At 52.6% G+C, this 26402-nt stretch carries 20 protein-coding genes and 1 tRNA gene; 7 read left to right on the plus strand and 14 right to left on the minus strand.

Annotation, left to right across the window (positions count from 1 at the left end):
- Positions 1 to 61 precede the first annotated feature (61 nt).
- From AC2FGE_RS10565 to rpmH, 9 genes are all read right to left on the minus strand, one after another.
- Complete coding sequence (locus AC2FGE_RS10565) at positions 62 to 430, minus strand: DUF2946 domain-containing protein (protein ID WP_496819181.1); 369 nt, start codon at positions 428 to 430, stop codon at positions 62 to 64.
- Complete coding sequence (gene yihA / locus AC2FGE_RS10570; RefSeq protein ID WP_496819182.1) at positions 427 to 1080, minus strand: ribosome biogenesis GTP-binding protein YihA/YsxC; 654 nt, start codon at positions 1078 to 1080, stop codon at positions 427 to 429. The genes AC2FGE_RS10565 and yihA overlap by 4 nt, the downstream gene beginning before the upstream one ends.
- Positions 1077 to 1814 carry an MOSC domain-containing protein gene (locus tag AC2FGE_RS10575; RefSeq protein ID WP_496819183.1) on the minus strand — a complete coding sequence of 246 codons (738 nt, stop codon included), beginning with the start codon at positions 1812 to 1814 and terminating at the stop codon, positions 1077 to 1079. Before AC2FGE_RS10575 ends, yihA begins: the two co-directional genes overlap by 4 nt.
- Complete coding sequence (gene yidC / locus AC2FGE_RS10580; RefSeq protein WP_496819184.1) at positions 1811 to 3640, minus strand: membrane protein insertase YidC; 1830 nt, start codon at positions 3638 to 3640, stop codon at positions 1811 to 1813. Before yidC ends, AC2FGE_RS10575 begins: the two co-directional genes overlap by 4 nt.
- Before the next feature lie 111 nt (positions 3641 to 3751).
- The gene (locus AC2FGE_RS10585; RefSeq protein ID WP_496819185.1) at positions 3752 to 5305 is read right to left on the minus strand and encodes a putative bifunctional diguanylate cyclase/phosphodiesterase; all 1554 of its coding nucleotides are present in this window, start codon (positions 5303 to 5305) and stop codon (positions 3752 to 3754) included.
- A 64-nt stretch (positions 5306 to 5369) separates the two neighbouring features.
- Positions 5370 to 6263 carry a tRNA 2-thiocytidine(32) synthetase TtcA gene (ttcA, locus tag AC2FGE_RS10590; protein WP_496819186.1) on the minus strand — a complete coding sequence of 298 codons (894 nt, stop codon included), beginning with the start codon at positions 6261 to 6263 and terminating at the stop codon, positions 5370 to 5372.
- Positions 6264 to 6320: 57 nt separating this feature from the next.
- The gene (gene yidD, locus AC2FGE_RS10595) at positions 6321 to 6566 is read right to left on the minus strand and encodes a membrane protein insertion efficiency factor YidD (RefSeq protein ID WP_496819187.1); all 246 of its coding nucleotides are present in this window, start codon (positions 6564 to 6566) and stop codon (positions 6321 to 6323) included.
- The gene (gene rnpA / locus AC2FGE_RS10600) at positions 6563 to 6988 is read right to left on the minus strand and encodes a ribonuclease P protein component (protein WP_496819188.1); all 426 of its coding nucleotides are present in this window, start codon (positions 6986 to 6988) and stop codon (positions 6563 to 6565) included. The genes yidD and rnpA overlap by 4 nt, the downstream gene beginning before the upstream one ends.
- Before the next feature lie 26 nt (positions 6989 to 7014).
- Positions 7015 to 7149, minus strand: a complete 135-nt coding sequence (rpmH, locus tag AC2FGE_RS10605; RefSeq protein ID WP_005980833.1) for a 50S ribosomal protein L34 — start codon at positions 7147 to 7149, stop codon at positions 7015 to 7017.
- A 296-nt stretch (positions 7150 to 7445) separates the two neighbouring features.
- Here rpmH and AC2FGE_RS10610 point away from each other — a divergent pair, with 296 nt between their 5' ends.
- The 4 genes from AC2FGE_RS10610 (at position 7446) to AC2FGE_RS10625 (ending at position 11143) form a co-directional block, all read left to right on the plus strand.
- On the plus strand, positions 7446 to 8177 hold the full coding sequence (locus AC2FGE_RS10610; protein WP_496819189.1) for a TVP38/TMEM64 family protein: 732 nt from the start codon (positions 7446 to 7448) through the stop codon (positions 8175 to 8177).
- 4 nt (positions 8178 to 8181) lie between these two features.
- A complete protein-coding gene (locus AC2FGE_RS10615; RefSeq protein ID WP_496819190.1) occupies positions 8182 to 9600 on the plus strand; it encodes a dihydrolipoyl dehydrogenase family protein in 1419 nt (472 codons plus the stop codon).
- A 19-nt stretch (positions 9601 to 9619) separates the two neighbouring features.
- Positions 9620 to 11002 carry an ATP-binding protein gene (locus AC2FGE_RS10620; RefSeq protein WP_496819191.1) on the plus strand — a complete coding sequence of 461 codons (1383 nt, stop codon included), beginning with the start codon at positions 9620 to 9622 and terminating at the stop codon, positions 11000 to 11002.
- A 64-nt stretch (positions 11003 to 11066) separates the two neighbouring features.
- Positions 11067 to 11143 (plus strand) — tRNA-Arg (locus AC2FGE_RS10625).
- A gap of 462 nt (positions 11144 to 11605) precedes the next feature.
- Here the strand turns inward: AC2FGE_RS10625 and AC2FGE_RS10630 are convergent.
- Both AC2FGE_RS10630 and AC2FGE_RS10635 read right to left on the minus strand, forming a co-directional pair.
- On the minus strand, positions 11606 to 15397 hold the full coding sequence (locus tag AC2FGE_RS10630; protein ID WP_496819192.1) for an anti-phage protein Upx-like protein: 3792 nt from the start codon (positions 15395 to 15397) through the stop codon (positions 11606 to 11608).
- Between the two features lie 253 nt (positions 15398 to 15650).
- Positions 15651 to 16394: a hypothetical protein gene (locus tag AC2FGE_RS10635; protein WP_496819193.1), complete on the minus strand. Its 744-nt coding sequence runs from the start codon at positions 16392 to 16394 to the stop codon at positions 15651 to 15653.
- A gap of 311 nt (positions 16395 to 16705) precedes the next feature.
- Here AC2FGE_RS10635 and AC2FGE_RS10640 point away from each other — a divergent pair, with 311 nt between their 5' ends.
- Both AC2FGE_RS10640 and AC2FGE_RS10645 read left to right on the plus strand, forming a co-directional pair.
- Positions 16706 to 18022: a hypothetical protein gene (locus AC2FGE_RS10640; RefSeq protein WP_496819194.1), complete on the plus strand. Its 1317-nt coding sequence runs from the start codon at positions 16706 to 16708 to the stop codon at positions 18020 to 18022.
- Positions 18023 to 18112: 90 nt separating this feature from the next.
- On the plus strand, positions 18113 to 18934 hold the full coding sequence (locus AC2FGE_RS10645; RefSeq protein WP_496819195.1) for an HNH endonuclease: 822 nt from the start codon (positions 18113 to 18115) through the stop codon (positions 18932 to 18934).
- A gap of 968 nt (positions 18935 to 19902) precedes the next feature.
- Here the strand turns inward: AC2FGE_RS10645 and AC2FGE_RS10650 are convergent.
- The gene (locus AC2FGE_RS10650; protein ID WP_496819196.1) at positions 19903 to 21435 is read right to left on the minus strand and encodes an RNA-directed DNA polymerase; all 1533 of its coding nucleotides are present in this window, start codon (positions 21433 to 21435) and stop codon (positions 19903 to 19905) included.
- A 102-nt stretch (positions 21436 to 21537) separates the two neighbouring features.
- On the opposite strand from AC2FGE_RS10650, the gene AC2FGE_RS10655 reads away from it, so the two are divergent.
- On the plus strand, positions 21538 to 22206 hold the full coding sequence (locus AC2FGE_RS10655; protein ID WP_496819197.1) for a hypothetical protein: 669 nt from the start codon (positions 21538 to 21540) through the stop codon (positions 22204 to 22206).
- 111 nt (positions 22207 to 22317) lie between these two features.
- Here AC2FGE_RS10655 and AC2FGE_RS10660 read toward each other — a convergent pair whose 3' ends face one another.
- Together AC2FGE_RS10660 and AC2FGE_RS10665 are read right to left on the minus strand one after the other, a co-directional pair.
- Positions 22318 to 23901: an autotransporter outer membrane beta-barrel domain-containing protein gene (locus AC2FGE_RS10660; protein WP_496819198.1), complete on the minus strand. Its 1584-nt coding sequence runs from the start codon at positions 23899 to 23901 to the stop codon at positions 22318 to 22320.
- Positions 23902 to 23922: 21 nt separating this feature from the next.
- Positions 23923 to 26199: a TIR domain-containing protein gene (locus tag AC2FGE_RS10665; RefSeq protein WP_496819199.1), complete on the minus strand. Its 2277-nt coding sequence runs from the start codon at positions 26197 to 26199 to the stop codon at positions 23923 to 23925.
- Positions 26200 to 26402 lie beyond the last annotated feature (203 nt).

Raw genomic sequence — 26402 nt, forward strand, 5'->3', positions numbered from 1 at the left:
ATCTCCATATGCAGACATACCCTGCATGGGCAACATGCAGGTTTAGTAGGTGTTTGCTGTTTTAGGAGATTTGGGGCGGTCCGCGGGCGTCATAGCGCGTGTAGAAACCCGCGCTGCGATGGCTAAAGTCGGACTGATCCCAACGGGATTGGATATGGAAATCCGCGGGAAGTATGACCGAGAACCCAGAGAAATCAGCATCGGCTGTCAGTCCCGCGAAGGGGCACATGATCCGGGTGTCTTCATCGTCATGGAGTGGCTCATCCGCGTCCAGATCGACCCATTGCGCGACCGTGCCTTCGCCGGTGCAGAGCACCAGCAGGATTTTGCCGTCATTGCCCTGCGTAGGCATCCAACCCTGCGGGATGGCACCGGTGGTCAGCAGTGCAAGCAGGGTCAGAACGCTTATGGAACGCAGGATCAGGGTCATTCGAGATGCGCAATGATGGATCGGAGTATCGGGATACCGTCACCCTTTTCGGACGAGGTCAGCACGATCTCCGGGTAGGCTGCAGGATGTTTCGACAGGGCCGCGCGGACTTGGTCCAGCACTTTTGCCCGGTCATTTGCTTTGACCTTATCGGCCTTGGTCATTACGCATTGAAAGGTCACTGCGCTGGTGTCCAGCAGTTTCATGATCTCATCATCTACAGGTTTTACGCCGTGGCGTGAATCGATCAGAACAAAGGCCCGACGCAGGGTTTGCCGCCCGCTCAGGTACTGCTTGAGCAGCCGCTGCCATTTCTCAACCACTTTGACCGGCGCGTTTGCGTAGCCGTAACCGGGAAGGTCGACCAGATACCGTTCGGGGCCTTGGGTGAAAAAGTTGATCTCTTGCGTGCGGCCGGGGGTGTTTGAGGCACGCGCTAGACCTTTGGTTCCGGTCAGCGCATTGATCAGGCTGGATTTACCGACATTGGATCGCCCGGCAAAGCAAACCTCCAGCCTGTCCGGGGCAGGCAGGCCGTTCATGGCCACGACCCCTTTGATGAATTCCGACGGGCCTGCAAACAGCTTGCGCCCACGTTCCAGCGAAATCTCATCTGGGTCATCAGCCAGTGGGAAGGGCAGGGTGGTCATAGCACCTGCACCTTGTCGTCCAGGCTGATCTTGCCGCCTTTGACCACCTCGGCATAAACACCGAAATCTTGATGATCCCAGCTGTTCAATGCGCCCAGCGTGTCTGCATCCCGTACACCGGTTTCAGGGTTGGCTGTGGTTGCCATACAACGCACAATCCGTTCGCGCACATGCAAGACAGCCTCGCCGATCTGAACGTCCTTGCCCAGCCAGTCGAATTCTTCCCACAGGGGCAGACCATCGAACCAGATATTGCCGCGCCAGCGCGCGATAGACAAATCCTGACCCAGCTTCTGCGCAACCGCACGGTGCGAGGCCATGTTGCACAGGCTGATCGACGGGAAGTCACTGTCTGTCATGCCGCGACCGGGCACACGAATGATCCGTGCCGAAGCGGCTCGGTCGGCAGGCATCAAAGGCTTCACCCAGTCCAGAAACACGTCCTGTTCATTCTCCGGATCAAAGCGCAGATCGGGCCTGTCGGGATGGCTGAGGGTGAGGGTATCCCCCTCAAGACGTGCCGATATCGCCATCAAGTTGGGCGCTTTGGATCCGCGGCTGAAATTGGCGCAGGGTACCCATTTTGATCCATCAGCTTTCGAAGCCTCATGCGCGACCGCCCAAACGCGATCCCCGGGCATGGTCTGCCCGGGGATCAATGTCACGTCACTCAGGCTCTCCCGCCCATGGCTTTTGATGGGGTGTCGCCATATGCAGGTTACGGTGCCGTTCATTTGTCATCCGTCTTTGGTGTGCGCTTGAAGCCCGATTTGATATTGCCGAACACATCCGGTGAATATCCCTGGCTGCGCATGATCAGATATTGCTGCGTGAAGGTGATGGTGTTGTTCGCAATCCAGTAGACGACCAGACCGCTGGCAAACCCGCCCAGCATGAACATGAAGACCCAGGGCATCCAGGCAAAGATCATCGCCTGCGTCGGGTCGGTTGGTGCCGGGTTCAGCTTCTGCTGCATCCACATCGAGATACCCAACAGCAAGGGCAGGATGCCGATGAAGATCAGTGCCAGGAAGGTCTCGGGCGCAGGTGCGGCCCAAGGCAGCAAGCCGAAGAAATTGTAGATCGAGGTCGGGTCCGGCGCGCTGAGGTCTTGGAACGGGCCAAACCATGGGGCTTGGCGCAGTTCGATGGTGACAAAGATCACCTTGTACAGCGAGAAGAAGATCGGGATCTGCATCAGGATCGGCAGACAGCCCGCAGCCGGGTTCACCTTTTCCTTCTTGTACAGTTCCATCATGCCCTGCTGCATCTTCTGGCGGTCATCGCCAGCGGCCTCTTTCAGGGCCTCCATCTGCGGCTGCAATTCCTTCATCTTGGCCATCGAGACATAGGATTTGAACGCCAGTGGGAACAGGATGGCCTTGATGATCAGCGTCAGGCCGATAATCGACCAGCCCATGTTGCCGATCTGCGCGTTGATGTTGTGCAGCAACCAGAAGATTGGTTTGGTCAGGAAAGCAAACCAACCCCAATCGATGCTTTCGATGAATTTCTGCACGCCTTCGGCTTGGTATTCGCGAATGGTTTCCCACTCTTTCGCGCCAGCAAACAGCCGCGTCGTGGTCTGTTCGGTCGCGCCTGAGGCGACTGTGATGGTCGGCAGCACTGTCTCGGTTTGGTAGATTTTGCGCCGAGCGTCGTATTTTGCGGCGGCCTTGAACGTCGCGCCTTCGGCAGGGATCAGGGTTGTCATCCAATAGTGATCTGTGAAACCAACCCAGCCACCCTCTTTCACCTGAAAGACTTCGGCCTGCGCGCGCTCGTTCGGGTCGATGTCGAAATCACGCACATCGCCGTAGTCGATCTCATCCAGCACGCCATCGGCCATGACCATGGCCCCTTCATGCAGGATAAAGAAGTTTTTCAAGCCAGGCAGATCGCCATCCTCGCCAATGCCGTGACGCGCCAGAATGCCATAAGGGGCCATGCTGACCTCGGATGCGGTGGCGTTTTCAACGGATTGGGTCACCGAGAACATGTAGTTGTCATCGACCGAGATGGTGCGGCGGAAGGTCAACCCATTGCCGTTCTCCCACGCGAGCGTCACGGGGCTGTCCGGGCTCAGGGTTTCACCCTGTTCCAGAGCCCACAGCGTGTTGGGGCCGGGGACGTCTTCGCCCGAAACGCCCGTACCGGGTGCCCAGCCGTAAAGGGCGTAATAGGCAGAGTTTGATCCAACCGGTGATAGCAGTTCAACAATCGGTGCGTCTTCTTCGATCGAGACCTTGTAATCTTTCAGGAACAGCTCATCGATACGTCCGCCCGACAGTGACAGGCTGCCTTTCAGGCGGGGCGTGTCGATTTCCACGCGCGGGGCCTGTTCTTCGGGTAGCGTTTCTTCGGCGGCGGCGGTAGCTTCGCCCACGGTTCCACTTGCGGTTGCGCTGGGCGTTTGAATCTCGGCCTCACCTATTGCCGCGATTTCGGCATCCTCGGTCACTGTGCTGGGCTCCGGCGGGGGGAACAGGACGAACCAGACCAGGATCACCAGAAAGCTGAGCGCGGTTGCGAGGATGAGGTTCTTATTCTGATCGTCCATCTGGGACAGCCACCTTGAGCAGTGAAAGACACCCGCAGGGTTCAACAGAGTGCAGGCCCAAAGGTCAAGCGGAATCGGCTGTCAATTCGTCACGGATCACCCATATTGGGCTTAAAATCCGCCTTGTGATCCCGTTTGCCGGCCAATCTTCGGAACACCGTTGACCTTGTTGCGATGCGCAGCAATCCAATCCAGGGTTTTTTCAAAGGGCATCGGTTTTCCAATGCCAAATCCCTGAACATGGTTGCAACCAAGCTGCGCCATCAGCGCATGTTCGCCAGGGGTTTCCACCCCTTCGGCCAGGGTTTCAACTTTCAGACGTTCCGCCATGGTTAGGATCGCACTCGCAAGCTGTTGCTGGCTTGGGTCCTGATCAGATTTGGCCACAAAGGACCGGTCGATCTTGATCCGAGAGACCTGAAACCGTTTGATCGACGCAATTGAAGCATGCCCGGTGCCAAAATCGTCCAGATCAATGCAGCATCCAAGCGCGGCCATACCGGTGACGTTTCGCGTGATCACGTCATCGGGCCTACGCGAAAAAACGGTTTCCAGGATTTCGACCGCCAGCCTGTCCGGAGTGAGGTCGAATTGATCCATCTCCCATTTCAGGCGGTCGATCAGGCCGGGGTCTCGCAATTCATCAGATGAAAAGTTTATGCCGATCCGCGGCACGACAACTCCGGCCCGATCCCAATCTCGCATGGCTTTGAAGGCATGATGACGGATGGTTTGGCCGAACCGCTCCATCATCTCGGCCTGCTCGGCAAAGGGCAGAAACACATGCGGGCCCAATACGCCTTTTTGTGGATGCTCCCATCTTGCCAGTGCTTCAAACCCGGTGACCCTGCCGGTATCGGTGGAGATCTGCGGCTGAAACCACGGGCGGATTTCCCCACTGTTGAGGGCGGCCGCGAACTCTTTCTTCAGATTGGTGCGAATGCGAGAGCGGCGGCGCGTATCTGACGAATAGGCGCGAATCGTGGATGGGCCATTTTGCTGCGCCTCGACCAGTGCATTGTTGGCGGCGTCCTTCCACATTTCCGGGGTCCCGTCAGGTTCGCCTGAGCTGAGGCAGAACCCGATGGAGCATGAGACATATATACCGGTGCCGTTCAGCGGTATCGGATCTTCTATGGCCGACTGGATGCGCCCCGCCATTTGTATGCAGGCCTCTAAATCCAGTTGTTGCGCCGGACGCAGGGCAATCAGAATCCTGTTGCCGGCTAACCGGGTTACAAAGTCCTGGCTGCGGATGACCGTCAGGATGCGGTTGCAAACCTGTTCGGATATAAGGCTTGTTGCCGCCTGGCCGTGCAGATCGAGAATTTGAGTATAGTCATCCAGTGCAATGACAATACAGGCGGATACTTCGCCGCTTTGCTGTGAGGCATGAAACACCGCCTCCAACTCTGTATCGAAGCGGTCGTTGGTGAGAAGACCACCTGCCTGATCTGTCCCAAACTTTCCACCCGCCTTTGACCCAAATCGGCCCGCTGCCGCGACGATCAACGGCAGACCCAAAGCTGCGGCGACAAGCGCGCGTTCACCCCCGATCCAGAACGCACCAAGGCTGAGCGCAGGAATGAAGGCAAGGGCGGATGAGGAATTCAGCAGCGACGCAAGGTTGCGCGCCAGACGGTCAAAAGAAGGTAGGTTCCGCATCGGTTTCCAGGCCCTGAGAAGTGATCACAGGCCCTGACCGTATGAAACCAATCTGAGTCAGCCGTTAACGCAGGTGCGGAATTTCGCCTGAATTTTCAGGTTTTTTGCCTGGTTCCAAAGAAAGCCCTGCGAAATCGAACAGTTTCGGGTCCAGCAGGTGTGATGGTCGGGCGTTGGTCAGCGCGCGGAACATGACCTGCCGCCGACCGGGGCTGTTCTTTTCCCACTGATCCAGAATCTGTTTGACCTGCTGGCGTTGCAACCCGTCCTGACTTCCGCACAGATCGCAGGGAATGATCGGGTAGCGCATGGCATTGGCAAATTTCTCGCAATCGATTTCGGCCACATGGGCCAGTGGGCGAAAGACGAACAGATCGCCCTCTTCATTGACCAGCTTGGGCGGCATCGTGGCCAGACGACCGCCATGGAACAGGTTCATGAAGAAGGTTTCCAGAATATCGTCTCGGTGATGGCCCAGCACAACGGCTGAACACCCCTCTTCGCGTGCGATACGATACAGGTTACCGCGACGCAGGCGAGAACACAGTGCACAATAGGTGCGACCTTGTGGGACTTTGTCCACTACGATCGAGTAGGTGTCCTGATATTCGATCCGGTGGGGTACATCCATGCGCTTCAGGAACTCAGGAAGTACGGTGGCGGGAAAACCGGGTTGCCCCTGGTCCAGATTGCAGGCCAGCAGATCGACAGGCAGCAGGCCACGCCACTTTAGCTCATAGAGAACGGCAAGCAGGGTATAGCTGTCCTTCCCCCCGGACAGGCAAACCAGCCATCGGGGGGGCTTGCCGTCCTTGTCATGGGTAGAGGGATCCACCATCCCGTAATGTTCGATGGCCTCGCGGGTTTGGCGTACGATACGTTTGCGCAGCTTCTTGAACTCGGTGGTCGAGGGCGCGCCAGCGAATAGCGGGTGGATATCATCTGCTTCGTCAAACATGGGCCTGCCCTAAAGAGTTTGAGGCATCCCGGCAAGACAATTGCCGGGTGTTGAGCATCAGGTTTTGTCTTTACGCGTCCGGCATTCTGGAACCGGATCGTACCCATCGCCACCCCAGGGATGGCACCGTCCGATTCTGCGTGCGGCAAGCCATGCCCCTTTTATCGCCCCATGCTTCTCAAGTGCGTCCAGCGCGTAGGCCGAGCAGGTGGGCTGATAGCGGCAGTTGAACCCAACCCAGGGGCTAAAGATCAACCGATACGCCCGGACGGGCAGGGCGACGATATGAGCCAGAAAGGTCATTTGCCCGTGCCGTGGATTTTGCGCAGCGCGTATTTCAGATCGTTCAGCAGAGTGTCATAGGGGCAGGCCCCGGTGACCTCGGCGCGTCCGATCAGCACATAATCCCAGCCGTCATGCCCTCGGCTAGGCAGAATGGCACGCGCTGCTTCGCGCAAGCGTCGTTTGGCGCGGTTGCGGGCGACAGCGTTGCCAACCTTCTTGGAACAGGTGAACCCAACCCGTATTCCGGGTGCTTCGTCCGGTGCGCGTTTGCGGGCCTGCACCATCATCGACGATGTGCCCTGCCTGCGCGCGCGCGCGGCTTTTAGGAAATCTGGCCGATTCTTGAGAACATTCAGAGATATTGGCGCGCAAACAGAAGCCGCCGGGGGCTTTTCCCGGGGGTGGTTCTTACCAACCTCAGGGGCCTCCGGCGGCGTCATGTTCATAACCTGACAGGTCGAGCGGTTTACGCGCTCAGCGACTTGCGGCCACGTGCGCGGCGCGCGTTCAGGATTTTACGGCCGGCCTTGGTGGCCATGCGCGCGCGGAAACCGTGGCGGCGTTTGCGAACCAGGTTCGAAGGCTGATAGGTGCGTTTCATCGCTCCGTCTCCAATCTATAGCGGTCGGGTGCGGCGCGGATTCGCCTGGCCCTAGTGTTCGAAGCCCGTCCTCTACTGCTAAGCGGGGGGTAAGTCAAACCCCAAGACGGGGGTTTTGACACCTTTTGCAACAATTCTGTAACCGGGCCGTCGAAAAGGTTTCAGATTCCGGGTTTTGCGCCCGAAACCCTCACATTCCCTGCCACATAGTTCAAGGCCGCGTGAGGGACCTGTCGTTTCGCGGTCGGGCAACGCATGTTGGGGTCAGAATGAAACAGACCAAGCCGGACGCACCCATGAGTGAAACAACCCAGCCACCGCGCAGCGGCGTTGCGCGACATATCCCACTGCTGGTGATCCTTGCGGTCGCAGCGCTCGGGTTCTTCACGCTTGGCGATTACCTCAGCTTCGAAACCCTGCGCGATAATCGTGAGGCGCTTCTGGCCTGGCGGGATGCAAATTACTGGGCCATGGCCGGTGCCTTTATCGCAATCTACATCGTGATTGTGGCCTTCTCCTTGCCCGGTGCAGCCGTGGCTTCTATGACTGGCGGCTTCCTGTTTGGCTTGTTCGCGGGAACGGTTTTCAACGTTTTCGCGGCGACGATTGGCGCATCGGCGATTTTCCTGGCCGCCCGTTGGGGTTTGGGTGGATCGCTGACCGCGCGGTTGGAATCCTCGGAAGGCACGGTCAAGAAGCTGAAAGACGGGCTGCGCGAGAACGAGATTTCTGTGCTGTTCCTCTTGCGGCTGGTTCCGGTGGTACCTTTCTTTGTCGCCAATCTGGTGCCCGCACTGGTCGGTGTGAAGTTCCGTAACTTCCTGATCACCACAGCGCTGGGGATTATTCCGGGCGGGATCGTGTACACGTGGATCGGCGTCGGGCTGGGCGGTGTGTTTGATCGGGGTGAAACGCCTGATGTATCCCTTTTGTGGGAACCGTTTGTGATCGGCCCGATCATCGGTCTTTGTGTGCTGGCCGCGTTGCCAATTGTGATCAAAGCCCTGCGCGGCAAAAAGGACACCTGAACGCATGAAGAAAGTGAAGACGGATATCCTGGTGATCGGAGCCGGATCGGGCGGATTGTCAGTTGCCGCAGGAGCCGCACAGATGGGGGCCGACGTGATCCTGCTGGAAGGCCACAAGATGGGTGGTGACTGCCTGAACTTTGGCTGCGTCCCATCAAAGGCGCTGATCGCAAGTGGCAAAGCGGCTTACGCGCAGGGGCACGCCACGTCGTTTGGAGTGGTGAATGTTGTGCCTCAGGTCGACTATGGTGCAGCGAAAGATCACGTTCATGATGTAATCTCTCAGATCGAGCCGATGGACAGTCAGGAACGGTTCGAGGGCTTTGGCGTGACAGTCATCCGAGAGTTCGGCACCTTCCTGTCGCCAACCGAGGTGCAGGCCGGGGACACCGTGATTGCTGCGCGCCGTGTTGTGATTGCGACCGGGTCATCTCCGTTGGTGCCTCCGATCCCCGGTTTGGACGATGTGCCGTATTACACTAACGAGACCGTTTTCGATCTGCGCGACAAGCCGGACCATCTGCTGATCATCGGTGGGGGGCCTATCGGCATGGAAATGGCGCAAGCGCATATCCGGTTGGGCTGCAAAGTTACAGTGATCGAAGGCATGAAGGCGCTGGGCAAAGATGACCCCGAGGCTGCGGCCGTGGTTGTGGACACCCTAAGGGCAGAAGGCGTCGATATCCGCGAGCAAGCCATGGTCGCTCAGATACGTGGTGAGGACGGTAAGATCGAAGTTGTGACCGAGAACGGCGATATCATTTCAGGTACCCATCTGTTGATGGCCGCCGGGCGCAAGGCAAATGTGGATCGTTTGAACCTTGAGGCTGCTGGTATCGACCGAACACGCACCGGTATCAAGGTTGACGACGCATTACGTACGACCAACCGCAAGGTTTATGCGATTGGCGATGTCGCAGGTGGACTGCAATTCACCCATGTTGCAGGGTATCATGCTGGCATCATTATTCGGTCAGCATTGTTTGGACTGCCCTCAAAAGCCAAAACGGCGCATATTCCGTGGGCAACCTATACCGACCCGGAACTCGCTCAGGTCGGTTTGACAGAGGTGCAAGCCCGCGAACAACATGGTGAGGCGATGGAAATTGCCCGGTTTGACTATCATCACAATGACCGCGCGATTTCTGAACGAAAGACCAAGGGTTTCATCAAGGTGATGGTCGTCAAAGGCCGCCCGGTTGGTGCAACAATCGTGGGACATCAGGCCGGAGAGTTGATCAACTTGTGGTCTCTGGCGCTGGCCAATAACCTCAAGATGGGTCAGATCGCCGCGATGGTTTCGCCCTATCCGACGATCGGAGAGCTTAACAAACGCGTCGCGGGTGCTTATTTCTCGCCGAGGCTGTTTGAGAATCAGACAGTTAAACGTGTGGTCAGGTTTGTCCAGCGCTGGATTCCCTGACCCAAAGAAGGAGCGTCAATTGAACTCGCTGTCGGGCCGTTTCCTGATCTTGACGACGGTCTTCGTGATGCTGGCCGAAATCCTGATCTTTGTCCCGTCGATAGCGCGCTTCCGGGAAGACTTTCTACTAAACCGGCTGGAGCGCGCGCAGATCGCATCGCTGGCGCTGTTAGCCGATGACATGCTTGCCGATGAGCTTGAGGCCGAACTGCTGGAAAACGCGGGCGTCTATAATGTCGTACTCAGACGTGATGAGGTGCGTCAGTTGATGCTGTCCTCACCCATCCCAGAACAGATCACCAATACTTACGATCTGCGGGATGCAGGCCCCTGGATTCTAATCCGTGATGCGATGACACGGATATTCACGGTCGAGAACGAAGTAATTCGTGTGATCGGAGAACCTGTCAAACGGGCTGGTTTGTTAATCGAAGTGACCATGGAAAGCGCACCTTTGCGGATGGCGATGGTGGACTATGGCCTTCGAATCCTTGGACTGTCATTTGTTATCTCGATCATAACGGCGTCGCTGCTGTTTCTCGCAGTACGTGTTGTTCTTGTTCGTCCGATCAAAAGTGTTGTCGGCTATATGCAGCGCTATGCTAGCGCGCCCGAGGATGCGCGTGGCATCATCTCGCCGAGTTCGAAAGTGACCGAACTGCGCGAGGCGGAAGAAGCCTTGCAAATGTTGCAAACGGACCTGACACAGGCGTTGAAACAGCGCGAGCGATTGGCGCAATTGGGTGGTGCCGTGGCCAAGGTCAGCCACGATTTGCGGAATATCCTGACCTCGGCGCAGCTTTTTACGGACCGGATTGAGGCGAGCGATGATCCGTTGGTCAAACGCATGGCGCCGAAGCTGGTCAACTCGATCACCCGAGCGGTTTCCCTTTGCGAAAGCACACTGGCCTTTGGCCGTGCAGAAGAACCCGCACCGACACTGAACATGGTAAAGGTTCGCGACATTGCTGCGGACGTGGCTGCAAGCGAGCAATTGGCGGTGGCCGATGCCTGCGTCGAGATTGTGAACGAAGTACCGAACGACCTGATCGCACGTGCCGACCCTGAGCAATTGTACCGAGTCATCATGAACCTTGTCCGCAATGCGCGGCAGGCGCTGGTTGCCTCTGGAAAACCGGGTCGGATCGTCATCGTGGGGTGCGAGCTGGAGAGCATCTGGTGCATCGAAGTCAGCGATACAGGTCCCGGGCTGCCACCCAAAGCGCGCGAAAACCTGTTCACCCCGTTTGAGGGTGGTGTGCGTAAGGGCGGATCTGGCCTAGGTCTTGCAATTTCGCAGGAACTGGTGCGCGGCCATGGCGGGGATCTGGTGCTGAAAGACACCGGACCCGACGGAACGACCTTTGAAATACGGCTGCCGCGCGGAGACGAGACTTTTTGAGGATTTTTTACAGAATCGACTTGCACGTCCACCGCCCCGGGTCTACATAGCGCCTCACCAACGCGGACCGATAGCTCAGCTGGATAGAGTACTTGACTACGAATCAAGGGGTCGGGGGTTCGAATCCTCCTCGGTCCGCCACTTTCCTTTGAATTCATTGGAAAAAATGGCGGTTTTTGCCAGCTACCCGCCAACATACCCGCCAAACTGCATATTTGATTGGATCAGGTCATTTCTTTGGCCGTGATGTCGATTTCTAAGCCTGTCAAGAATCAGGGGTAATTCGAAGGCAGGTAAAACGCAGACCTGGCATCCAAGAATAGATGAATGCTGCGATCTTTCAGGTGAGTTGCTGCCGAAAACGTCCTTGCTCTGACATTTTTCCTCGGAATGATGAAACGTTCTTGCACTGATCGAGTTATGCAGAGCAACCACCTCTCGTACACTCGCTGAAATCGCCAGTTCTATGCTCTAAGTGAAAGGGCATTAAAAGATAGGGCGGGATGTGGAACTTCTCTGCAAGCGCGAGGCCGTGAGGCACCAGCAAAGAGCCGACAATCAGAGAACTGCAGGCGATCCATAAGGACGCATTGTCTTGCATTGCTACGCTTTCGTCACGTCGTCAATCCCTCCGACAGCCGTGTCTTTGAGAGCGTCTATCGCTGCATACTGCATGGGTACTATGCCGCTGCACACAAGCCAAGACTTGATCTTGGGACTAGCAACACCAGTGAAATTGGAAACCCGCTCTCGGTTCTCTGCAATCAACGCGACGCGATCCAAATGTCGCCTGAGTTTATCAGCTTTTCCATCTCTAGTTCCGCCCTGATAATCTGCCAAAAGAGCCGCAACCTCTGAGTAATTTCGGGCGAAGGAAAGGTCTTTTGACTCGATTACGAGGATGTCTCCTCTGTCAGATCGCCAACCTAGAACATCAACATCGCCAAAATCACGATCTAGTTTTTTGTTTAGGATTTCAGGAAGGCCAATGTTCTCGCGTACCGTCCAACCTTGTTCTTCTAAAGCTTTGGCTACATCAGAATTGAAACTGTGGCCTTCGCTTGCCTTGCCCCACCAATTATCTTTCATTTCTTTGGTTTGGAAGAAATCCTGATCGAGTTGCCCGCGGTATGCTCCGTCCATCACGTACGCGAAGCCAGTTCGAAGTGCGTTAGGTGCAATAAGGTATGTCGGGTCTTTTGTTTCATCCAACCTGACAATTGGGCGCGTTACAAACGAGAGCCTGCGCCCGAAGCGCCAAGGATAAATCTCTCGCAATTTGAAACCCTTGGGCGGGTTCTCCCATTGCGCCCTTGGCCAAAGGGAAAACCTGTCAAGAAACTTCCCGGCAATGCCTTCAGGGATGTCCCGTTTTGCAAGAAGTTCAAAGATATCCGACTTATTCATTATATACAGCGCTTTCTCATCTTTGATCCCTTTATCATCAAAGGCATCCATAATGAGGCGCGCTTGGTCGATGTCGAAGCCCATCTCTATTTGCCAAATCGCCCAAAACTCATCTGAGATTTGGCCTTTGACCTTTTCAACTACCTTCGGTTCTTCGTAGTTTTTCTTTTGCTGAGGAGCTTTTGCTATCATATTTTCGGAAGCATGCTGAGATAACATCGGCTCTACCACGTTCTCTCCGAAGTCGTTTCGAAACAAAATGTCGCCGAGGGGTGATATCGTAAGCTCTGGGGAAAGCGCATTGAAGCGAATGGCATCAGATAGGCCGCCGAGCCGCACGACGAGCGCGATCTTTGCTATCAGCTTGCTGAGCTCGATTTCCGATGGGCGCGCACCTTCTCCTAGTGGGCAAACACAAACAGCGATTTCAGCCAAGATACGGCTTGAAACGCTCGCACCTGCGAATTTCGAGGTTTGTTCGACAAAACGGTCGATAGTGCCGGGCTGGTCGCCATGAAGCCCCAGCAAAGCAGCGGAAGTTCTCGTCCAGTGATCCTCATCAGAGCTAGCCTTCTCGACATTCTCCACGAGGCGAGTGATTGTGGCTGTCCGCTCCAGCTTCGATAGCACCGCAAAAATTTCAGATAGCAGAACATCGACGGCCTTATTGAGGAAATTGGTACACTCATCCCGTCCTGATATTTGGTTTGAACCGCCTTTATCAGTGACACGCCAGCCTAACCCAACTTTTGCTGCGGCATCATCAAGGAGATCTATCGAAATCAACTCATGAGGTAGCTTCTGACGTGTGAAGTCCAGGAACTTCCGGGCTCGGAAGAAATGGAAACTCCTCGCTTGATCATTTGGAACGATCTCCTCTTCAAGCTCGATTGCAGTGCGCTCGGGTTCATCAGAACCCAGCAACGTGAGATAGCCACGGGCGAGAGCACGCGCGACGAGCCGTTCCGCTACGTTCTCAGCAATTCGGAAGCCATCTAGAAAGCCAACGGCAAATACAACTCTGATGGCATTAGGCTCCTCATGCGACTCTACCTTGCAGAGTTTTTCCAGGGTTTGTACTGACGGTTTTTTGGCCGCCTCATCAGGCGGCTTGTGATCGTAAAACTCGGCATAAACCCTCAGACTCTTCCCTGAATTATTGGCAGGGAGTTGTTCATCAACCACATTACCAACACGATGCAGCCACTCACTTAGCATTTCCCAGAGGCGGTATTCGACATCTCCCATGTCAGTGTTCGATACAGAAACTGTTAGCCAGTAGTGTAGTTTGCCTTCATAGACTGCGGTCAAATGTCCAGCCTGAACATCACTTGTCGAGGCATATACTCGTCGGGAACTCTCTGAAGAGAAAAACGGCTCTGGTCCTACACGCTGTACGTCATGCCACACCCCGTTGTTATCCATCAGAGAGTGTCTGTCATAGCCGTGATCTGATCGCGCGCGCACATCACGTAAGAGGTTCAATGGCGGCTGCAACATCAAGGGCCGTTGAGGCGATATCTCACCTTCGGGAAGCTGAGCATGTGGTACAAAGTGGCCGTCATTACTTTGCACCCAGCCGATAAGATTCAGCAGACCATTAATGTTTTGTATCTGAACACCGGCCTTGGTGATCGCTTCGATACCGTCTTGAATGCGCCAAAAGTAAAGCGGGTTCATTTCGGAAAGCCAGCTAACACGAACAAGATCAGCAACTGACATCATTTGGACCCGCCATTTTGGGTGATCAAGTTCGATATACTTCGTCGCGTATCCTTTTCCCCAACCGCATCCTGCAACTACGGCAACACCCTCTTTGAAGGTCTCTTGGTTATCGCAGTGCTTTACGATGTCATCGATGGTTCCTTGGACTGCTGCGGTAAGCGTCCCATCATCTTCAACGAACGTATTGAAGCTTTTGTCAGCATCGATGCTGAGCGATGGAAGAAAGAGATGATAGGAAATGATGTAGCCTTCATCGACCTTGAAATGGAAGGTCGAGAACCGGTGATCTCCTACCTTTTTCCAGTGCACTGGCGCGTGCAATGGCCCACCCAGCAGAGGAGTATGAAAAAGGAGGCGAGAATAACCCTTCGCAAGTGTGCTATCGAAGGAAGAGACGAGTGCTCCGTCAAAGATGTTCTCTATCAAGTAAATCCGCGCGGCTATGGAAAGAGCGCTAGGCATCGCTACGACAATGCCTTCATCATCAAACAACATGAGTGGATGCCGGTTCAAATTGCCTGATCCGGGTACTTGGCTGGGTAGTTTAGCCTTGCTATCGGCGCCCAGAATAAAGGGGTCGATATCGTTGGGCTCGATTCCAAGCGCGTTTAGCTCCTTAAAAGTAACCTTAACCCTTGAAGTCAGTTCATTTTTTGGGGGAAGCTCTTTAGGTGAGAGCGCTGAATGTCGCTCATCGGAGCCCAACTGATAGCGGTGAAGGTCAGAGCGGGCACAAACGAAATCCGAAATTTTTAGGATTGCGCGAACGCAACGTTTGATTTGGCCAAAATGGCCAACATCTGGCATAGAATTCATGACGTCAAATACGCGCTGTGTATAAAAACCAGAGGCCTCCCATACCCCCTCCAGTATTCGGTAGTCGCCGCCTGATGGATCTTGCACAAGCGCAACGAATACGTCTTCTGCCGGGTCCTCACTGAACACGCATTGAGATTTACCGATCTTGTAAAACCATCGCACCGCTTGACCAATGTTGGCCTTCTTCTTTCCGCGGCAATAAACCACCGCAAGAGATGTTAATATCTCTATTCGTATGCAGTTTGATTGATATTTTGGTAGCGTCAAAAGGCTTGCAAGCAGCGGTATGGCAGAAGCGGGGTCATATTTTGCAAGGTCCTGGACGAGGGCCTTATTATCTTCTGCAATTTGCTTAATCGAAACGTCTAGATTGGCCCATTTCAGGTGCTCGGCCATCAAGTCTCTAAATTCTTCCCAATCACCAGAATCAGTGGGCACTGGCATTTTTTATCCTTCTACTATTGCGAGCGACGCTTCTGTCCCGTTTGAGGGAACAAGTTAGGATTGAGACCAGATTAGAGGGCGTGCCAATTCGCCGTGCAAGAATAAGGCCCTTGTGTGAGGAGGCATACTGCGCGATCGATTGGTGTCCGAAATAAACGGCTACGACGCAGCATCTGTCGCGTAGGTTGAACGGCAGTTTCGGGCTGAAGGCAATCATCGGCGATTTTCCGGTCAATTTACGATCGTGTGCTGGCTAACTGATCAAGGTTCCATTTTTCCACAATCGGAATGATGATTTAGGAGGAATTGATGCTGAAGCCTGGCGATGAGCGACACTAATCGTATGTCCTTCCAGGAGGTTTTTGATCAAGTACGTTTGTACAAACTGGGCTGAAATTGCGCCGTGTACAGAATTGAAAGGTGCGATAAAGCTGTTGCAAGCGCGGCTGCTCGAAAACCGTTTTGCAAATCTGTTCCTGCCAAGATGACAGCACAAGAATGTAAAATTCCAAGGAGCGTCAAAGTTGAGTTCAAACATCTCAGCGAGCTTAGCAGCGGATATATCTCCCAGAGTTCCACACAAGTTCAGCTCCCGTGATCCATGTCCAAGTATAACGATGTGATCGTAAGGTGAGAATTCACCATTTTTGCAAAGATACCGAAGTTCCTGTTCGGTCCGAAGCTTGAAGTTACGCACGTAGCTGTCGTCGCCAAACAATAATCGGCAGTACTGCAGGACCGTCTTGGCCAATGGATCCAACAGAACACTTTCCGTATGAAAGTCAGCAAACGAAACAATTGCCACTCCAACCCGGTGGTGTGCAAACTTTGTAGAAATCAAGTCACTAAATGCACCACCTGGCAGCTCCACACTGATTGACCGTTCTTCTCGCGATACGACCTTGGTAGAAGTGAATGCTTTACCATTGTCGTCCGTTCCAGGCAGCCGATTTCGACAGACATAAACACTATCGCCAACTTCAATATTCGAGGCCATTGAGAACAGTTCCTATCAGTTTGTAACGTGCCACCAGCCTAGACTCACGGCTTCACCTATGTTTCAAACTAAATGCCTGAATTAAACCGCAAACTGAGGCTCGTCGTGATCTAATGCCGTCTGATCGATGATTGTCCACTCTGGGACGCTGCGGTGCGACGTCTCGTCAGACAACCAAGATCAGCATTGGGTTTTCTGCAATAGAAGTTGGAAGACTCTAAAGGGCCAAACCCGACACCATCACCTAACGTGGATTTATGACTACTTCCGAATTCGAACCAAACGATTGGACCGAACGACTTTCCAGTTCATTGAGCAAGTTGAGCGCTGTTCAAATACCTTTTCTTGAATGGTATTTTAGTGCAAGTGGGTACACCCGCATTCTTCGAAATGGCGTAGACGAGACCCCATACCCCACCGATGCCATACATAAGCTCTATAACGACGCGATGTTTGAGTTTCGCCACCAGAACTCCGACAAGTTCAAAAAGTTGAAAGCCGCATTAGACCCAGTTCGGGGGGTTCTTCGCGCTCATCCCTCATTGTCTACTGCTTTTGGAAACACGCTTAGTCGTGATGAGTTTCAAGTCGGAATCTTGAATCGAACCTCGTTGACGACGCTGATAGACTTGATTGTTGGCCTTATGGAAGCCCAAGAGGAAAGCGATCCAAATCGCTTCCTCAGATCTTCTCAAGACTTGGATAAGCTTCTGAGGCTCGCCTCGATACCGAAATCGTCGCAGTACCCCGAGCCTTTGGGTGTCGCGTTAGATGTGGCGGTATTCCACGGCTTAAATTTTGGAACTGAAGTCGACCTTGGCGAAGAATATGTTCTGATCCCATTTCACGAGCTTTCGACGCATGTGGATATCGAATGGTTGGATGAAGTGGCGGCGCAGCAAGTCAGTGGGCGTCGTATGGAGCCGGTTTTTGGAATTGCGCGCAGATTCCCGTGGCAACCAAAGTTTGGTGGAATGTATGATCCACCATGTACACAAACGAGACAGCCCCCACCTCTTTTTCATCGTTGGGCAGCTGAATTTTCCAATCTTCTCTCGATAACACTAAGTCGACGTGTGTCCTGGCTGGCGACATTTGAAGGGTGTATTCCCCGACGGGCGGGTGGTTTGCTTGGCAGAGATGGAGGCCCCGCGAACAGCCACAAAGGGCGTTCGATAAGCCATCTTTATTCTCCGTTTCAAGAGTTTGAAGTAGTCGAAGAAAGACAGATAGAAGCCGTAAAAGACCTCTTTGCCCGAAGGCGGCAGACTGAGTACCCTGAATATGCTGCAATAATACAAAGGCTTGCGGAAGCTCACCGCAGAGAAGGTCGGTTCGCCACTGAAGATAAGATTTTGGATTTGGCGATAGTTTTTGAACGCTTTTTCAAGCCTCGGGGACGGTCGATTGCTAGAGAGCTCGCAAACGCGGCAGGCGACTACTTAGCCAACGATGATGAGGAAAAAAACAACATCAAAGACAAGATGAGACAATTCTACAAAGTTCGTTCTGCCATTATTCACGGCCCGACCGACGATCGTAGAAAACGGCTGATAGGACAAGCTGGCGACACTTGGAACGATGCTCACGAGTTAGCGCGTATTGCTGTTCTCAAACGAATTAAATAGCGACTGAAGCTGGCACAACTTTGCCGCGCATCCAATCTCGACACTAGAATTCTGGGCTGTCAGAACTCATCGCATATTGAAAAGGAAGGAATGTTAGTGACTTGGGGATTTGAAGTTGGCCGGACATACAACCGGCGCCAGGACATCCATGCGAAATACTCCGGCCAACAACAGGGAGGCATCATCACCCCTAAAGAACACAACCTGATCGTTATCGTAACGGCAAAGGAAGGAGGTCATCACGGTTACAAGGATGGTCTGCGTTCAGATGGGGTTTTCGAGTATTTTGGCGAAGGGCAAGTCGGCGACATGATTATGGCTAAAGGCAACAAGGCCATTCGCGATCACGCCGCAAATGGAAAAGACCTTCTGCTGTTCCAGAAACAGAAAGGCGGCCTCCGGTTCGAAGGGCAATACTTAGTAGAAGATGTGTTGGAGCGACAAGCTCCAGACAGTCTAGGCGGCATGAGAAAGGCGTATGTGTTTGAGCTCCGCCCACTTGGAGCCGTTCAAGCACAGATCGCCGAAGCGCCAATCGATATAAACTCCTCTGACCTTGCCACCCTGCGTAAGCGTGCCATGGCCGCTGCTGTAAACCAACCGAGCAAAGGGAAATCCTCCTCAGGCACTGTTTTCGAACGGAGCAAAGCGGTCCGGGATTACGTTTTCGCCCGGGCAAAAGGCATATGCGAAAGCTGCGGCGATCCAGCGCCATTTCAGACTTCTAATGGCGCCCCATTTTTGGAAGTGCACCACATTCGTAGACTTAGTGACGGTGGTCCTGATGACCCGCGTTACATGATTGGCTTGTGCCCAAACTGCCATCGCAGAGCTCACTACGGTTCCGATGCAAAAACGCTTAACGAGGAAATGTTGGATTTTGTCAAAACCATCGAAGAGGTTTTTGCCTAACTATGCGAGCTTCAAAAGAAAGAATTTCACTTGCAGTGTCTACTTTTGTGGGACATATCTTGCATTCCTGTACAACCCAAAAGCTTGAAGAAATCGGTGTTTGTCTGCCTCTGCCGCGAGCGCTGTCTCCATAGCTTTTAGGCGAACTGATGCGTCGGCACTGGTTGCTGCAATCTCCATGCAGTCGGTTCTAACAGCTTGATAAAATGCAAGTGCTTCGCCAACTAGAGCTGTGGTATCTGCCTGTTCTGCTTCCGACAACAGGCGATCTGTCAGCTTGTCAAAGAGGCGCTGGGCTTGCTTGGAGGATATTCCCAGCAGTGCCCCAATCTGCCCGAGAGGTGCGCCCCTACATGCTGCATGCGCCGACCTTCAGTGAAACCGCCTTTCGGTGTTCTCCTGTGAGGGATTTGACCTGAAGTTGGGTCTCGTTCTTGGTTTGTGTTGCCCATGCCGCGCTTTCTGTGTTCAGTGCGTGTTGTCAGATGAGATTTCGCCTTTGAGCCGCGCGCAAAATTGCACCCGGGTTCAAAAATCGATGTCCAAACGGGCGATGATCCAGCCCAATGCGAAGAACGCCGGATACCTGCGTATCTACGCAATTAGCACTTGAGTCGGAATGTCGCACCCCACCCCCCGGCCTCACCCGGACGCCGCACGCTTTTGTTTATACCCCACGTATACCAAGCGCCGGGTATCTGGGCTTTTTGACTTATAGGTCAGACGAAATGAGGGTTGGTGGCTCGTGACGTACATTTGATGAGTTCGTCTATTTTTCGAAAGATATTTTGTTTTTCACAGGCTCGGCGAAAAGGCCAAAGTGATAGATCCTCAATGATGGCGAGAAATCACCAAGTTTGAGATCCGTATTGTGGGTAGCTTTCGGTTGGGGCTGCCACAGTATGTTCCTGAAATTAACCCTACCAATGAGTCATCTGCGAGTCCGACCACCTGTGCGTCCCCTAGTTTCAGCCATACTCTCTCCAGAACGAATCGAACTCTTCATTCTGGATATCGGGGGGCAGGTCATCCAATACTGCGCGGTCTACGATTGAATACCGCTCAATGCTTGATCTGGTTTGGTTCTCCCGGATCCATTTGTTGCACCAAAGGCTCCGAGTGGCTTGGTCATCAACAAGTGCGCACATCGGTTCGGAGCTCGAGAAACTGAGGTGATTGGGATATGCAATTCGCTGTAACCAGAGTTCCATGTACCCGTTGTTCGGTATACGGCTAGTTCGTTTTCCCACAAGTTGAAAAAGGTCGTCTCGGCTAGAATCAGAAAGGTATAGCATGATCTTACTGACTGTCGTCGCGACAGCCGGAAACACAGCGGGCGTTTTAGCGGATATATCCAACAATATGGCGGCAAGGACAGTTGGGTTTTCAATCTTCCAGGCGTTGCGAGGAAGTCTTTGTTCCAGACGATCTAAAAACTCTCGGATCAAGAACTTGGTGGCACCGGAGCCTGGTCTTTCGGTGCAAAACCGGTGGATCACCAAGAGTTCTTTCTGCAGGGTGGACTGGCGCCGCGCTAGGGACAACGCATCGATTTTGTCTGGTTTGACAGCGCCAAGGACAACATTTGACGAGCGAGACGTCTTCGAGGCACCCAACTTCATGCCAAAGACGTTTAAGCATTCAGAAATGGCTTTGAGGCCCTTGGAGCAATCTGAATCGGAGTTGGCGAAAATCCTGAAATCATCGCGGTATCTGAGAATGACAACGTCTTTGATACCATCAAGTTTCTTTTGGATGTAAGTGTCACAGTACCCCAACACCAATTCCGCGAACAAGTGAGACAACAACGAGGCCTGCGGTATCCCGTTCGTCTGCCCCTGTCTTGAGCTTCTAATAAGTCTATCAAGCTGATTCCCGAGGAGGTTCGGATCATTTCGTCTTTTCTTCGCCTCTTCGCGCCCGTGAAGTGCCCATGAGATGGCATGGGTGTAGATTGAAGGATAACAGTTTGATACGTCGGTTAGACTGACGTGGCTGAACTCAAGAGACAACTCCAATGATCGCTGCTCAATTGATTTCCACCAATGCAAGATTTGCTTCTTTTTTGGTTTTGGGTCTACGCCGAGATCAACAACAGGCAGCGAGCAGCATTCGACAACCCCACCTGCAAAGGACTTTAGCCGTTCTTGGATAAATCGCCAGTTCTGCGGCTCAGTCAGTACTTGAATACACTTTGCATAGATCAAGGGGTGCTTTAGCTCGAACGGTCGCCAGCCTATGTCTCCGTCCTTATTGTACATCAAAACATAGTTTAATTCTTCGAACTGCTCTGCCTTCCAACTGAAGAGCGTCTTCAGTTCTGTGTTCTTCGCTTCTGCGAACGAATGCTCGAGAAGTGGCTGAAAGTTGAAGTATGGAGGTAACTCCATATCAAAATACGATGCCGTGCGGCAAAAATAATCGCGCGCTTCTTGGGGAGTCAGTTCATGAACTAGAGTTGGTTCTTCCAAAATTAAATTCCAGGCTTCGAATTTGGACAAAATCTACTTTAACTTGCACAATAGTTGGATTGTAGGCCACGCGTAACTCGACATAGTAACAGAAGATAGCAACGAACCGCGATTTCTCGTAGAGTACGTATCATGGATGATCGGAATAGTTCTCAAAATCCTCAGAATATTCCCTCTGATTTGTTTTCCTTTGTAGTCAGTGACAACTGGCATCTAAGCGTTGAAATCGACACGGTGCCGCTGGCGGTCATGCTCGCAGTTGCCGGGGGCTTTTTTTGGTTTTGGAGGCTTTGGTCATCGCACAAAATTTCTGACTTCGAAATCGATGGAGCGGAGTTCGGCGTCGGCAAGTTCAAAATGAAGTTCAAGCCGAATGACGTAGACAGACAGATCGCATATTCGATTTGGGTCGAACTGAGCACACGAAAAATCGGTCTCCCTATTGATCTCGACAACGATGTCATCGTTGAAGTTTATGATTCTTGGTACAATTTCTTCGGTGTGACACGAGAGCTGGTTAAGGAGATACCAGTTTCTAAAGTACGCAGCGACAGCACCAGCAAGATTGTTCGGCTCTCCATCGAGGTTCTAAACTTGGGGCTTAGGCCTCATTTGACCAAGTGGCAGGCAAGGTACCGCCGGTGGTATGAACAACAGATTGAAGAGCATCCTGAGAAATCTCCACAAGAAATCCAAAGAGGGTTTCCCGTTTATCGAGAACTTTGCGCGGATTTGTTGGAAGTCAATAAACGCCTGATGCGTTACCGCGAAAAAATGGATGAGCTGGTGTCTACTAAGTGACTAATAGTAGTCCCATCCGTGTGCTTTGAACCTGTACGCCCGAGACACCCTAGACGAAGGCATCTTGGGTGTTTCTTAATCGGATTGACTCACCCCAAGAGGTTCCCGCGTCTAGAAGACGAACTGCCAAGCACCGCCCAAACGATAGCCATCGCGAATATCATCTCCCAGAATGGTAGAGGCACGAAGATATAGAGCGGAGCGACCATCCCTAGTGCTGGCCGCCTGCAACCCCAAACCAACTTCGAAGTAGTTTTGAGAGGGTGGGTTCACCAAGAAACTGAACCGGGTTGGGTTGTCCCGTCCATCTTCGGCGAATTGAGCAACCACTTCACGTTGATCGTCATTGAATTCGTGAAAGTAAAATGCGTCGAGGAACAAATTTCCGTTCCAGCGCCTTCCTGATACTGGAACGGCCAACGTGCCGCCGATTTCTGATTGAATCGATGTGATTTCTTGCGCATCGTAAGTTAGTGACGCGCCGGTCAGGTTTGCTTCATCATTTATGCTACAACCGCTTGGACAACCCGGGCTATTTTTTAGGAAATCATTGATGGCCGAGATTGGACTTTCAGTTTCCGAATAGCTGCTTATCCGCTTGTGCGAAAATCGAACACCAACACTGGGGAAAAAAAGCGCTCGGCCTATCGGAATCTGTCTTTGATAGGCAACGGACGCAAGTAATTCAACAGACGTTGGGCGTCCAGAAATTTCGCCAGCAAACAACGGGTTTGGTTCACTGGCGTCTTGCAACGTGAATATGCACAGGTCGTTGCTATACTTCTGGCGCGAATAGTTTACACCAAGATCGAAGTTGATGGCAGATTGTGCACCTAACGGCCGCTGGGCAAATGCAAAAGCTGCGAAAAACGTTTCTTGAATCTCGCCGTCGCTTATACGGGAGCAAGCATCCTGATACACTGCCGCGTATTCGTTTTCTGTGTTGCTCAAATCAACCGAGTTTGGCAACGGGGCCAGAAAAGGTGCGTCGACTGTCCCGTCTTTGTAACCAAAGTTCACACCAAAGCCATAAAATGAGCGGTCGCCGACAGGGTATTGCGCTATGGCAGCAAGGTTAACTTCTCGACTAGAACTGCCAGCCTCAAATTCTGTTCCCTCAATACTCTCATTTTCAAATTCGATGGTAAGAGAGAGATTGGGTTCAGCAAGCAACGGGATAAGAAACAGATCCTCTGCTACAAAGCTGTTGTACGAACGCATTCGGCGTGGGTTGTTTGTGGTTTGATTGCGTTTCTCACCAGTTTGAGCGCTAGTGAAGCGTCTTTTGTTGCCCGAAAACGGAAGGAAAGTGCGTGTAGGTAGGCCGGAGTTAAATCCTGACGAAAGCGAAGAGCCAAATGATGAGTTGTTGTTTGGCGCAGCACAATGCCATGACAGATTTGGACCTAAACTCCCGTTGCCAGTTGGGGTCGGAGACACTGGATTACCACTGGCGTCAAAGTATTCAAGGTTTGGATCCAAGTCGTTCGCATTATCTGACAGCATAGGGCAAGAAGTCGGGGGGTTGCCCATGAAGTTGGTAAACCCATCAAAATCTATGCTATTGGGTGCGAGCAAACTGTCTAGAGCTTGACGATAGTTTTCGAACCTCAAGATGGGTTCTGAGCGAACTTCGCCTGTAGATACACCAGTGGCTATGATCGCGGTTATTGCCAACAACCTGTTTGAAGCCATGATCCTTTCCCTTCTTCTAATTCACTCAGGTTTTGTAATCCTTTTTATTTTCTCAGAGACATCAGTCTTGGCACCAACATAAAGGTGGTTCTCTGGGTATCGTGAGATGAGTGTTTCTATGATCTCTGCACTTTTCTTTAGTTCCGAAAATGCGCTTTCATCGTCACCACTGGCGGAAAGCGCATCGGCTCTCTGGTAATGAATATTAGCAATTTCGAAAAGCCATCCGGGTTGCTCATCTGAAGCAGCAATAAGTCCAAGAAGAATTTTACGTGCCTGCTCATAGTGGAAGAATGCGATGCCTAAATCGACGTCCTTTTGAGCAAAAACTCTACCGGCGTTAAAATGTGCGTTGGCTAGTTTGTAGGTCTCAGGGATCGACGCTTCTTCACCACCTGCTTGCGCCAATATCGTTTCCCTGAGATCAATAGCTCTCATAATGTCCGCTGCCGCTCTTTCCAGATAGCTGGCGTCCTCAATTAGCATAGAGAAGATCAGGTGCCTGTTGGCCCGAACCTCAAACCCGACAGACAGATCCGTCAATCGCTGTGAGCCTCCCGCTCCGACCGCGTTCAGTTGCTCAAAGATTTCGATGGCCTCGTCGATGTACCGGTCAATACTTGCAAACGAGGCCTTTCTCTCTTCAATCGGAAGCTCATCAAGAGACTGTAGTTTGGTTGATGCAAGTCTTTCCAGTAGTAGCGCTTTGTCCCGTTTCCAATCGGTTCTAGTTGGATCAGATTGAGTCAAATACTCTGCTTCAGTCAGTGCGTCGTAATAAGCCGCCAGAGCCTCATCCAATGACCGACCGCTCCCGAGTATGGAGTCCGCGTAGTTCGCGTGGGCCCGCATCTTCAAGCGCCGTACTTCTGTGGATTCTGGATAGTTGACGGCGATCTCACTCGCCAGTTTTAGGGTGTGGCCATGGGTTTCGAACGCTCGTTCTCTTTGTTCGAGAGCCCTGTGCAACATGCCCACTTGCGTTAGCGCGTTGATCTGAAGAGCGTCTATCTCAACATTGCGATCATGAGCGTTGGTATTCTGGGCGGTTTCAAAACACTCAAGATAGCGAGTTTTGGCTGGCTTCAACTCGCCGAAGTTGTAGTGAACGGACGCTAAATTGCAAAGGCTGTAGGCTAGCTGGCCATTCCAGAGTCCGGTTCCGGTAACTTCGAACCAATGCCGCGCCTCATCTACCGCTGCGGTTGAAGTATCGATCGCTGGGCCTCTCAGTTCTTCGTTTACGTGATGCGTGGTTTCTAGGTCATAGAGTGATAGTTTGGTTAGGACTGTGTCCTCTTTTGATACACTCTGCCCAAAAAGAGTCTGTTGCCAATTGAACATGGAGCCATCATCGAGAGTGGCTAAACTGCTGCGAGCGTCCTGAATCGCGTCTAGCTTCTCGGGAGTGCGACCAACAACATCATACAGTTCAGCTAGTCTCAGATGATACTTCGAGCTTTCGAGCAAGAGCCTGGGGTTGTTATCCACATCGACCACGATTGGTGATAATCTATTTTCCGCATGTTGCAGCAAACGCTCTGGAACGGATGATGGTACTCCAAAATCATCTCTTATTTGCGATGACGCTGAGACAAAACTCGTCGCAGAGTCTATCGCTTGACCAAGACGCTTATTGGCCTGTTTGGTCTGAACAACCGCCAAACTCGCTCCAATGATGGCGGCGACGGATAAGGTTACACCCGATGCCGCAAGTATGATCGCTCTTCGGCGTTCAGCTTTGATTGCTTCGATGTGCCGTTGGGTGAGTTCAGACACTGACACATCTAAAATCTGAGATATTACCTTTAGGCATCCGAGCTCAAAGCCGTCACCGTTCTTGGATTGGTCCGAAGACTCTCGAAGGTCGGGAGCAAACGGTTGTTGTGTCTCTATGTCTCGACCGTTGTCAAAAAGAGCGGGTGGAAATGCCCCATTAGATGCGGTTTGCGGGTCAAACTTAGTAGGTTGTCCATCGACAAGCACTGTAATTATTTTTGATGCGCGCCCAATTGATTTGAAAGTGTAAATCTCGTCATTAACCCAGTTTGACTTGGCGGCCTCAGGACTGCAAAGAACAATGAGATACTCAGAATCGAGTAATGATTGTTCCAATTCCGCGCGAAGACTTGGACTAGCGGCTAAGTCCGACTGATCGCGAAATATTTTCCCCAGGCGCTTTCCGCTCGATCGATCTCGAAGAGGTTTCGGAATCTTGTATTTTTCGATGAAGTCGTGGAACTTAGTCCCAATAACTTTGTCTGTCCTAGAGTAGCTTATGAAAGCAGTATAAAACAAAACTCACCCCATCAAAAAAGCACCCACACAGCCGCGCTTTGAGGATATGACAAAAAAGCAATTTAATTCGAGCATTCTATCAGAAAAGCCAACTCAGGTCTATTGACGGCTGGAACGCCTTTGATCTCACCAAAAAGTCTGAGCTGATTGGTCAAATCTAGTAAATGCAATCGTTGTTGCGCTACGCCGTCAGGAATAGAATC

The organism is Ruegeria sp. YTSA075 (assembly GCF_059610245.1).